Here is a 9239-nt window from a genome sequence, read left to right as displayed (position 1 = left end):
GCTTGGTCGTCGTCGCCTCGTGCTCGAACACGCTGCTGCCGTTGCGCCCCTCGACTTTAAGAACACCCTTAGCGGCGTTCTCCGGCGAATCGAAGGCCGCGACGACCACCCGCGACCATGCGACCTCCTCCGCCGACGGACTGAAGGCGGCGTTGGCCGCCTCGACCTGGCGCGGATGGATCAGGGTCTTGCCGTCGAAGCCGAACTCCAGCCCCTGGGCGCACTGGGCGGCAAGGCCCGCGTCGTCCTCGATCTCGTTGAACACGCCGTCCAGCACCGCCAGGCCGTGGGCGCGGCCAGCGGCGACGATCAGCGACAGCGGCCCGGCCAGGGCCGCGCGCCCGACGGTGAGGCGACAGCGCATCTCCTTGGCCAGGTCGTTGGTCCCGACCACCAGCGCCGCCAGCCCCTCGGCCCCGGCGATCTCGGCCAGCGCGAACAGCGAGGCGCAGGTCTCGACCATCGCCCAGAGCGGCACCCCGCCGGCCTCGGCCGCGCCATAGGCCCGCACGTCGTGGGCGCTCGACACCTTGGGGACCAGGATCGCGTCGGGGCGGGCGTCGATGGCGGCGGCCAGGTCCTCCAGCCCCCAGGGGGTGTCGAGGCCGTTGATCCGGATCACCACCTCGCGAGGACCGAAGCCGCCGGCGCGGACCGCCGCCGCCGCCTGCTCGCGGGCGAGCCCCTTGGCGTCGGGCGCGACCGCGTCCTCCAGGTCGAGGATCACCACGTCGCAGGGCAGCTCGCGGGCCTTTTCGATCGCCCGGGCGTTGGCGGCGGGCATGTAGAGGGCGCTGCGGCGCGGGCGGGCGACGTTCAAGGTCGGCGGGCTCCAGGCAGGATGGCGAAGCCCCAGTCATAAGGGTTAGGATGGCGCCATGACCACCCGCTACGACGCCGGCGCCAGAAACGTGTTGGGAGGCGAGCTGCTCGCCTGCTCGCTCGATCCCGTGACCGGATTCTTCCGCAACGGCTGCTGCGAGACCGGACCCCATGACCTGGGCCTGCACACGGTCTGCGCGGTGATGACCGCCGAGTTCCTGGCCTATTCCAAGATGGTCGGCAACGATCTGTCGACGCCGATGCCGGAGTACGGATTCGCCGGCCTCAAGCCAGGCGACCGCTGGTGCCTGTGCGCGCCGCGCTGGAAAGAGGCGCTGGACGCCGGCGCCGCGCCGCAGGTGGTGCTGGAGGCGACCCACGAGGAGACCCTGGCGATCGTCACGCTCGGCGTCCTCAAGGACCACGCGGTCGAGGCCTGACCGCGCAGGCGGTCGCCTCAATACAGCGGATACTCGCGCTCGGCCCGGTACCAGGAGCCCTGATCCGACTGCCAGCTGGAATAGAGGCCGAAGCTGGTGACCCGGAACGGCTCGGTGCGCAGCAGGTTGTTTTCCTGGATCCACTTGGCGACGTCGGCCGGATTGGGCCGGCGCAGATAGGCCAGGGTGACGTGCGGCTTGTAGGCCCGGGTGTCGGGCTTGAGACCCGCGCGCCGGGCCGCGACCTCGCAGGACCGCGCCAGGTGGCGCAGGGCCTCGCTTTCCTCGACCCCGGCCCAGACCGCATGGATGTCGGCCCCTTCGCCGAAAGCCCCCACGCCCTGGAGGGACAATTCGAGCGCCCCGCCACCCACGGTGGTGAGCTCCGCGTCCAGGTCGGCGGCGACGTTCTCGGCCACGTCGCCGATGAAGCGCAGGGTGATGTGGAACGCTTCGGGCGGACGCCAGCGGGCCCCGGGCAAGCGGTCCTGGCGGGCGACGAGGTCCTGCGCGATGTCCTCGGGAATGGCGAGTGCGGCGAACAGGCGGATCATGGACACCTACCTAAGGCGCTGAGGTTCTGACGCAATCGTAATCGACCCAGCCTTGCATGCGCACGCGCGCGACACGATATTTGACGATGCGCCCGCTCGGGGCGCGTCTAGAAGGGCCAACTTCCCTATGAGCGACTTCAACCGCGGCTACGCGCGCTCGATCCCCGCAGATCGCGCCGACATGTCGGTGGACGCGGGTCTGCGCAGCTTCATGCTTGGCGTCTACAACAAGGTAGCGCTGGGTCTCCTGCTCTCCGCCGCTCTGGCGTACGTGACCGGATCGTTCCCGCCGGTTCGCGACCTGATGTTCAGCGTCTCGCCGTCGGGCAAGGTCGGCTACACCCTGCTCGGCATGATCGTGGCCTTCGCGCCGCTGGCCGTGATCCTCTTCGGCGCCTTCGCCATGAAGAACGTCACGCCGCGCTCGTCGGGCATCTATTACTGGACCATCGTCGGCCTGATCGGTGCGGGTCTGGGCGTGCTGACCTTCGTCTATACGGGCGCCTCGATCTTCTCGACGTTCCTGATCACCGCGGCCGCCTTCGGCGGCCTGTCGCTGTTCGGGTACACCACGAAGAAGGACCTGACCGGTTTCGGCAGCTTCCTGATCATCGGCCTGATCGGCCTGGTGGTCGCGAGCATCGTCAACATCTTCCTGGCCAGCAGCATGATGGGCTTCATCATCAGCATCGCCGGCGTGCTGATCTTCGCGGGCCTGATCGCCTACGACACCCAGCGCCTGAAGATGAGCTACTACGAGATGGGCGGCGACCAGACGGCCCAGGCCGTGGCCACCAACTACGGCGCGCTCAGCCTGTACCTGAACTTCATCAACCTGTTCCAATTCCTGCTCAGCATCTTCGGCGACCGCCGCTAAGCGCTGACCTGGAACGACAGCTTCGAGCCCCGGCGGGAAACCGCCGGGGTTTTTGTTTGGCTAGTCGACGACCTTGAAGCGGCCCTTGTCGAAGAAGCGCAGCACCTGCTCCAGTTCGTGGCCGCGGCGCAGGATCATGCCGCCCTGGCCGATCACCGCCCAGGCGCCCTGGCGGCGGGCCAGGGCCGGCCGCTTTTCGATGCGGTAGAGCGGCGCCTCGGACGCGCGGCGGAACACCGAGAATACGCAGGCGTCGGCCAGCGCGCCGATGCCGTAGTCGCGCCATTCGCCGGCGGCGACCATGCGGCCATAGAGGGCAAGAAGGCGGTCGAGCTCGCGTCGCTCGAAAAAGACCTGGGCGGTCCGAGGCTGCTGTTGCGGATCAAGCGCCATCGCCGTCGAGCGTGCCTTAATTTCCGGCCGCCGACAAATGCTCAGTGCGCGGCGATCCGTTGCGTCGCTGACACGCCCGCCGCCTATCTAAAACAACCGTAATCTTGCGCCACGGAAAGACCTTATTTCGGTCGTTCGCGCGCCTGATCCGCCTTCGATAGTGACATCGTCGGTTGATCGGAGACCTGCTGGTCCCGGATCCTGAACAGCCCCCCCAGCCCCCCTGGATCGTGGGCTTCGGTCAGCCGACGCTTCTTCATTGAGCACCACCCCATGCGAGCCCGCGCGGATCCTCCCCCCCTCCCGCGCGGGCTTGTTTGCGTCTGGATCCCTGAAATTCAGGCGCCGGGTCAGTCCCGGACAGCCACCGCCAGAATGCGGCCGCCGTCGACGCCCTGGACCAGCACGGCGCTCGCCAGGCCGTCCTCGGCCGCCGGCAGGCGATAGGCGGTCGGGCGGCCGCGCCAGGCGCCCAGGCGCTTGATCTCGCGCACCACGTTGCGATGCACGACGGTCTGGCCGCGGTTGTCGCCCTTCTTGACCACCACATCCTGTTCGCGCGGGTCGTAGCGCACCAGCCAGACATCGGCCCCGCCGCGCGGCGCCTTGCCCGAGCCGACGTCGACGCGGCGCGGGCCGATGAAGGCCATGTCCGGCGGATCGTGCGGTCCCTTGGCGGCCTGGGCGACCAGGCGCTCGACCTTCTCGGTCTGCAGGCCGCCGGCCTGGCTGCGGCCGTCGACCACCACCTGCGGCGTATAGGGCTCGCGCAGCTCCAGCCGCGTCACATAGGCTTTCTGGCGGGCGGTGAACTCAGGTCTGGCGAAGGTGTCGGGCCAGCCGAGATAGTCCCAGTAATCGACCGGGAAGGTCAGGGCGAGCACGCCCTCGCGCTGGGCCATCTTGGCCAGGTTGGCGTTCGCCTCGCCACAGGACGCGCAGCCCTGGGCGGTGAACAGCTCGACGACCACCGGCGGCTTGGCGGCCGCGGCGAGCGGGGTGGCGCAGAGCAAGAGGCTGAAAAGCGCGGCCTTACGCATCGTGGCGCAATTAAGCGGACTTCCCTGAGCTTTGGATTTCAACAAGGCGTGACCAGCTTGCAGCATCGCGGAAACGAAAGAGGGGGCCTGCACGGGCGGCAGACCCCCTCGAACGCGATGATCTACCCCTCTGCGTGAGAGAGGCAAACCAAGACTTTAGGCCGCCGAACCGCCGGCCAGGTTGCGCAGCACGTAGTTCAGCACGCCGCCGTTCTTGAAGTACTCAAGCTCGGTCGGGGTATCGATGCGGCAACGGACCGGGAAGCGGGCGATGCGGCCGTCCGACGGACGGTACATCTCGACGGTCAGCTGCTTGCGCGGGGCCAGCTCGGTGAGGCCGCGGATGGTCACGATCTCCTCGCCGGTCAGGCCCAGCTTCTGCCAGCCGTCCTGGGTGAACTGCAGCGGCAGCACGCCCATGCCGACGAGGTTCGAGCGGTGGATGCGCTCGAAGCTCTCGGCGATGACCGCGCGGACGCCCAGCAGCTTGGTGCCCTTGGCCGCCCAGTCGCGCGACGAGCCCGTGCCGTATTCCTTGCCGGCGAAGACGACCGCCGGACGGCCTTCGGCCTGGTAGCGCATGGCCGCGTCGTAGATCGACATGACGTCGCCCGACGGGAAGTGCTTGGTCACGCCGCCTTCGATGTCCGGGGTGATCTTGTTGCGGATCCGGATGTTGGCGAAGGTGCCGCGCATCATGATCTCGTGGTTGCCGCGGCGCGCGCCGTAGGAGTTGAACTCCGTGGCGGGCACTTGGCGCTCACGCAGATAGACGCCGGCCGGCGAGGTCGCCTTGATCGAACCGGCCGGGCTGATGTGGTCGGTGGTGATCGAGTCGCCGAACACGCCGAGGATGCGGGCCTCGACGATGTCGGTGACCGGCTCCGGCTCCATCTTCATGTCCTGGAAGTACGGCGGGTTCTGCACGTAGGTCGAACCCATGTCCCAGGCGTAGGTCTGGCCGCCGGACACCTTGATGCCCTGCCAGTTCTTGTCGCCCTTGAAGACGTCGGCGTAGCGGGTCGCGAACATCTTCTGGGTGACGTGCTTGCGCTGCAGGGTGGCGATCTCTTCCGAGGTCGGCCAGATATCCTTCAGGAACACCGGATTGCCGTCCTTGCCTTCGCCGAGCGACTCGGTGGCCAGGTCGATGTTCATGTTGCCGGCCAGGGCGTAGGCCACCACCAGCGGCGGCGAGGCCAGGTAGTTGGCGCGGACGTCCTGGTTCACGCGGCCTTCGAAGTTACGGTTGCCCGAGAGCACCGAGCAGGCGACCAGGTCGGCGGCGTTGACCGCTTCCGAGATCGCTTCCGGCAGCGGGCCGGAGTTGCCGATGCAGGTGGTGCAGCCGTAGCCGACCAGGTTGAAGCCCAGCGCGTCGAGCGACTTGGTCAGGCCGGCGGCCTTCAGGTAGTCGGTCACGACCTGGCTGCCGGGGGCCAGCGAGGTCTTCACCCACGGCTTCACCTTCAGGCCCTTTTCGACCGCCTTCTTGGCGACCAGGCCGGCGGCGATCAGCACCGAGGGGTTCGAGGTGTTGGTGCAGGAGGTGATGGCGGCGATCACGACGTCGCCGTTGCCGACGTCGAACTTCTCGCCGGCCACCGGCACGCGGGGCTCTTCGCCGGTCTTGCCGAAGTCCTTGGCCAGGGCGGCCTTGAACTCAGCGGCGGCGTCGGAGAGCAGCACCCGGTCCTGCGGGCGCTTCGGGCCGGCCAGCGACGGCAGCACCGCGCCGAGGTCCAGCTCGAGGGTGTCGGTGAAGACCGGGTCCGGATCGCCGGCCTCGACCCACATGCCCTGTTCCTTGGCGTAGGCCTCGACCAGATCGGCGCGGGCGGCGTCACGGCCGGTGGCGCGCAGGTAGTCGATGGTCGCCTTGGTGACCGGGAAGAAGCCGCAGGTGGCGCCGTATTCCGGGGCCATGTTGGCGATCGTCGCCTGGTCTTCCAGGGTCAGGCCGGCGAGGCCCGGGCCGAAGAACTCGACGAACTTGCCGACCACGCCCTTCTTGCGGAGCATCTGGGTGACGGTCAGCACCAGGTCGGTGGCGGTCGCGCCGTCCGGCAGCGTGCCGGTCAGCTTGAAGCCGATGACTTCCGGGATCAGCATCGGGATCGGCTGGCCCAGCATGGCCGCCTCGGCCTCGATGCCGCCGACGCCCCAGCCCAGAACGGCCAGGCCGTTGATCATGGTGGTGTGCGAGTCGGTGCCGACCACGGTGTCCGGATAGGCGACCGAGGCGCCGTCCTCGTCGTTCAGCCACACGGTCTGGGCCAGGTACTCCAGGTTCACCTGGTGGCAGATGCCGGTGCCGGGCGGCACGACGCGGAAGTTGTTGAAGGCCGAGGAGCCCCAGCGCAGGAAGCGGTAGCGCTCGATGTTGCGCTCGTACTCACGCTCGACGTTCTCGCCGAAGGCCTTGGCGGTGCCGAAGTAGTCGACCATCACCGAGTGGTCGATGACCAGGTCGACGGGGTTCAGCGGGTTGATCTTTTCCGGGTCGGCGCCGAGGCTGGTCATGGCGTCGCGCATCGCGGCCAGGTCGACCACGGCCGGAACGCCGGTGAAGTCCTGCATCAGCACGCGGGCCGGGCGGAAGCTGATTTCGTGCTCGACCGAGCCCTTGTTGTCGATCCAGGCGGCCAGCGCCTTCAGGTCGTCGGCCCCGACGGTCGTGCCGTCTTCGTTGCGCAGCAGGTTCTCGAGCAGGACCTTCATCGAGACGGGCAGACGCGCCACGTTCGAAAGACCGGCTTCCTCTGCGGCGCGAAGGCTGTAGTAGACGTAGGTCTTGTCGCCGACGACCAGTTCGCGGCGGGTCTTCAGGCTGTCGTTAGACGCCATATCAGGGATCCTTCCTCTGTTCTCGGCCGCTCTTGGACCACTTCGGGGATCGCGCGCTTTTCGGGGCGGACACACAGCGTTCGTCCCAGCGCCGCGTACGCCCCCCAAGGTGGCGACGGCCGGGCGCGTCATAGACCCTGATTTCCTAACCGTCCATGCAGGCTGGGGTATTTCATCGCTACCTGAGAATCACCCGCAAGGAGACGCGGCGTGATCGAGGCGCTGGTGATCGAGAATCTGGCGCTTCAACGCGGCGGAAGGCTTTTGTTTTCTGGGCTTGGCTTCGAATTGCCGGCCGGGCGGGCGGCGGCGCTGATCGGTCGCAACGGCGCCGGCAAGACCAGCCTGCTGCGGGCCATCGCCGGGCTCACGCCGCTGGAGGCCGGGACCATCCGGTTCGGGACCCTGGACCCCGTCGACGCCCGCGCCGAGCATGTCCATCTGGCCGGCCACCAGGACGGCCAGAAGCCGGCCCGCACGGCCTGGGAGGAGCTGGCCTTCTGGGCGCGCTGGAACGGGGCCGGCGAATCGGCCGCCCGCGAGGCGGCCGCCCGGCTGGAGCTGACCCGGCTGCTGGACCTGGAGGTGCGGCGGCTGTCGGCGGGCCAGCGCCGGCGGCTGTCGCTGGCCCGGTTGCTGGCCGCGCCGCGCGCGCTCTGGCTGCTCGACGAGCCGTTGAGCCCGCTCGACGCCGACTGGCGCGCCCGCTTCGGCGAGCTGATGGGCGAACATCTGGCCGGCGGCGGCCTGATCGTGGCCGCCGTGCACGACCCGCTGCCGATCCCGGCGCTGGCCGTCGAGATCGGGGAGACCGCATCGTGAGCCGCGCCATGGCCCTGCTCTCGCGCGAGGCGGCCCTGGCCTGGGGCCGCGGCGGCGGCCCGATGGTCTCGCTGGCCTTCTACGCCGGGGTCGCCACCCTCCTGCCGCTGGCCACCGGCCCGGAGCCGGCGCGGCTCGCCGCGGTCGCCCCGGGGGCGGCCTGGGTGGCCTTGGCGCTCGCCGCCCTGCTCTCGCTCGACCGCCTGTTCGAGCGCGACTACGAGGACGGCGCCCTTGATCTGCTGACCCTGTCGTCGGTCCCGCTGGAGATCGCCTGCGCGATCAAATGCCTGGGACAGTGGCTGGCCACCGCCGCGCCGCTGGCCTTCGCCGCCCCGGTCGCGGCCATCGCCCTGGGGGCCAAGCCGCACCTGGCGCCGCTGATCTTCGCCTGCGCGCTGATGGGGGGCCTGGCCTTCGCCTTCGTCGGCGGCATCGGCGCGGCGCTGAGCCTCGGCGCGCGGCGCGGCGGGCTGCTGACCGCGGTGATCGTGCTGCCGCTGTTCGTGCCGCCGGTGATCTTCGGCGGCGGGGCGCTGGACGCCTTCGCCGGCGGCCTGCCGTGGACGGCGGGCTTCGCGCTGCTGGCGGCCTATGCCGCCGCCGCCGTGGCGCTCGGCCCGATCGCCATGGCCGCGGCCTGCCGCAACGCCCTCAGCTAGCCGGCCTGATCAGTCAGTGACGGCCGGCTGCGGCTTGGGCTGCCACATGGCGTTGACGATCACCCAGCGGTCGCCGAACCGGCCCAGGTGGAAGTAGTCGATGAACCAGGGCGTCTCGACCCGGGCGACGGCCACGTCGCCGGCGATGTCCAGCACCTGGACCTTGCGGTCCCAGTTCTCGCGCGGGGTCTTCAGCACGCCGCGGCGGGTCAGGTCGACCAGCTCCTCCTTGCTCATCCGGCGCAGGCCGAGCGCCTCGTCCGGCGTCGGCTTCACCGCCCGCTTGGCGAGATCCGGATGCAGCGAGCGCGCGACCCGATCGGCGTCGCCTTCCAACTGGCCGTCGACATAGTCGTAGGCGGTCGCCTCGATCTTCCGCACCGCGACCTCGTCGAGGTCGGCCGCCAGGGCGGGGCCGCCGACGAGGGCGCAGGCAATGACCAGGCCCGCGAGAAGGTTACGCATGAATTTCCGTCTCCATGTTGGCTGGGCCCGAGCGCCCGAAAGCTGCGCCGCGTGTAATCGAACCAGCAGAAGCGGTTGCGTCATTGTCGACGAAAACCCGCGTGGCGGCGACGGACTTCACCAACCACGCCGTTCAAGGGTCTGAGGGGCGGCAACCGGAGCATACGACTCATGACCTTCACGAAACTCGCGCCCGTCGCGCTCAGCGGCGTCCTGCTGACCAGCCTGATGGCCGGCGCCAGCCTCGCCCAGCAGCCGCCGCCCGCCGCCGCGCCGGGCCAACCGCGCGACGGTCGCGGCGAATGGCGCCGCCCCGA

The 9239-nt window shown here is 69.3% G+C and carries 10 protein-coding genes; 4 read left to right on the top strand and 6 right to left on the bottom strand.

Going from position 1 to position 9239, the window contains the following annotated elements; genetic code table 11:
• Positions 1 to 784: HpcH/HpaI aldolase/citrate lyase family protein (locus tag OUA97_RS22645; RefSeq protein WP_267234351.1), on the bottom strand; the 784-nt coding region annotated here is incomplete at its 3' end.
• 94 nt (positions 785 to 878) lie between these two features.
• Here OUA97_RS22645 and OUA97_RS22640 point away from each other — a divergent pair.
• A complete protein-coding gene (locus tag OUA97_RS22640; protein WP_267234350.1) occupies positions 879 to 1262 on the top strand; it encodes a DUF2237 family protein in 384 nt (127 codons plus the stop codon).
• A gap of 17 nt (positions 1263 to 1279) precedes the next feature.
• On the opposite strand, the gene thpR is transcribed toward OUA97_RS22640, so the two are convergent.
• The gene (gene thpR, locus OUA97_RS22635; RefSeq protein ID WP_267234349.1) at positions 1280 to 1816 is read right to left on the bottom strand and encodes an RNA 2',3'-cyclic phosphodiesterase; all 537 of its coding nucleotides are present in this window, start codon (positions 1814 to 1816) and stop codon (positions 1280 to 1282) included.
• Between the two features lie 127 nt (positions 1817 to 1943).
• On the opposite strand from thpR, the gene OUA97_RS22630 reads away from it, so the two are divergent.
• The gene (locus OUA97_RS22630; protein ID WP_267234348.1) at positions 1944 to 2693 is read left to right on the top strand and encodes a Bax inhibitor-1/YccA family protein; all 750 of its coding nucleotides are present in this window, start codon (positions 1944 to 1946) and stop codon (positions 2691 to 2693) included.
• A 60-nt stretch (positions 2694 to 2753) separates the two neighbouring features.
• Here OUA97_RS22630 and OUA97_RS22625 read toward each other — a convergent pair whose 3' ends face one another.
• From OUA97_RS22625 to acnA, 3 genes are all read right to left on the bottom strand, one after another.
• Entirely contained in the window at positions 2754 to 3086 is a 333-nt protein-coding gene (locus OUA97_RS22625) for a DUF2794 domain-containing protein (protein ID WP_267234347.1), read from the bottom strand.
• 350 nt (positions 3087 to 3436) lie between these two features.
• On the bottom strand, positions 3437 to 4126 hold the full coding sequence (locus OUA97_RS22620) for a DUF1223 domain-containing protein (protein ID WP_267234346.1): 690 nt from the start codon (positions 4124 to 4126) through the stop codon (positions 3437 to 3439).
• A gap of 156 nt (positions 4127 to 4282) precedes the next feature.
• Complete coding sequence (gene acnA, locus OUA97_RS22615; RefSeq protein ID WP_267234345.1) at positions 4283 to 6973, bottom strand: aconitate hydratase AcnA; 2691 nt, start codon at positions 6971 to 6973, stop codon at positions 4283 to 4285.
• 210 nt (positions 6974 to 7183) lie between these two features.
• Between acnA and ccmA the strand changes: the two genes are divergently transcribed.
• Positions 7184 to 7795 (top strand): heme ABC exporter ATP-binding protein CcmA, encoded by a 612-nt coding sequence (ccmA, locus tag OUA97_RS22610; protein WP_267234344.1) that lies wholly within the window; start codon positions 7184 to 7186, stop codon positions 7793 to 7795.
• An 8-nt stretch (positions 7796 to 7803) separates the two neighbouring features.
• Positions 7804 to 8457 (top strand): heme exporter protein CcmB, encoded by a 654-nt coding sequence (gene ccmB / locus OUA97_RS22605; RefSeq protein WP_374453689.1) that lies wholly within the window; start codon positions 7804 to 7806, stop codon positions 8455 to 8457.
• Positions 8458 to 8466: 9 nt separating this feature from the next.
• Here ccmB and OUA97_RS22600 read toward each other — a convergent pair whose 3' ends face one another.
• A complete protein-coding gene (locus OUA97_RS22600) occupies positions 8467 to 8922 on the bottom strand; it encodes a nuclear transport factor 2 family protein (RefSeq protein WP_267234342.1) in 456 nt (151 codons plus the stop codon).
• Positions 8923 to 9239 lie beyond the last annotated feature (317 nt).

It is taken from the genome of Phenylobacterium sp. 58.2.17 (assembly GCF_026411515.1).
Lineage (GTDB): Bacteria > Pseudomonadota > Alphaproteobacteria > Caulobacterales > Caulobacteraceae > Phenylobacterium.
The sequence above is the reverse complement of the archived record's forward strand: the minus strand, read 5'-3'. Positions and strand labels throughout refer to the sequence as shown.

Bases quoted from the DNA above. Each gene is read 5' to 3' on its own strand.
- OUA97_RS22640 (WP_267234350.1), top strand. From the start codon at position 879: ATGACCACCCGCTACGACGCCGGCGCCAGAAACGTGTTGGGAGGCGAG.
- thpR (WP_267234349.1), bottom strand. From the start codon at position 1,816: ATGATCCGCCTGTTCGCCGCACTCGCCATTCCCGAGGACATCGCGCAG.
- OUA97_RS22630 (WP_267234348.1), top strand. From the start codon at position 1,944: ATGAGCGACTTCAACCGCGGCTACGCGCGCTCGATCCCCGCAGATCGC.
- OUA97_RS22625 (WP_267234347.1), bottom strand. From the start codon at position 3,086: ATGGCGCTTGATCCGCAACAGCAGCCTCGGACCGCCCAGGTCTTTTTC.
- OUA97_RS22620 (WP_267234346.1), bottom strand. From the start codon at position 4,126: ATGCGTAAGGCCGCGCTTTTCAGCCTCTTGCTCTGCGCCACCCCGCTC.
- acnA (WP_267234345.1), bottom strand. From the start codon at position 6,973: ATGGCGTCTAACGACAGCCTGAAGACCCGCCGCGAACTGGTCGTCGGC.
- ccmB (WP_374453689.1), top strand. From the start codon at position 7,804: ATGGCCCTGCTCTCGCGCGAGGCGGCCCTGGCCTGGGGCCGCGGCGGC.
- OUA97_RS22600 (WP_267234342.1), bottom strand. From the start codon at position 8,922: ATGCGTAACCTTCTCGCGGGCCTGGTCATTGCCTGCGCCCTCGTCGGC.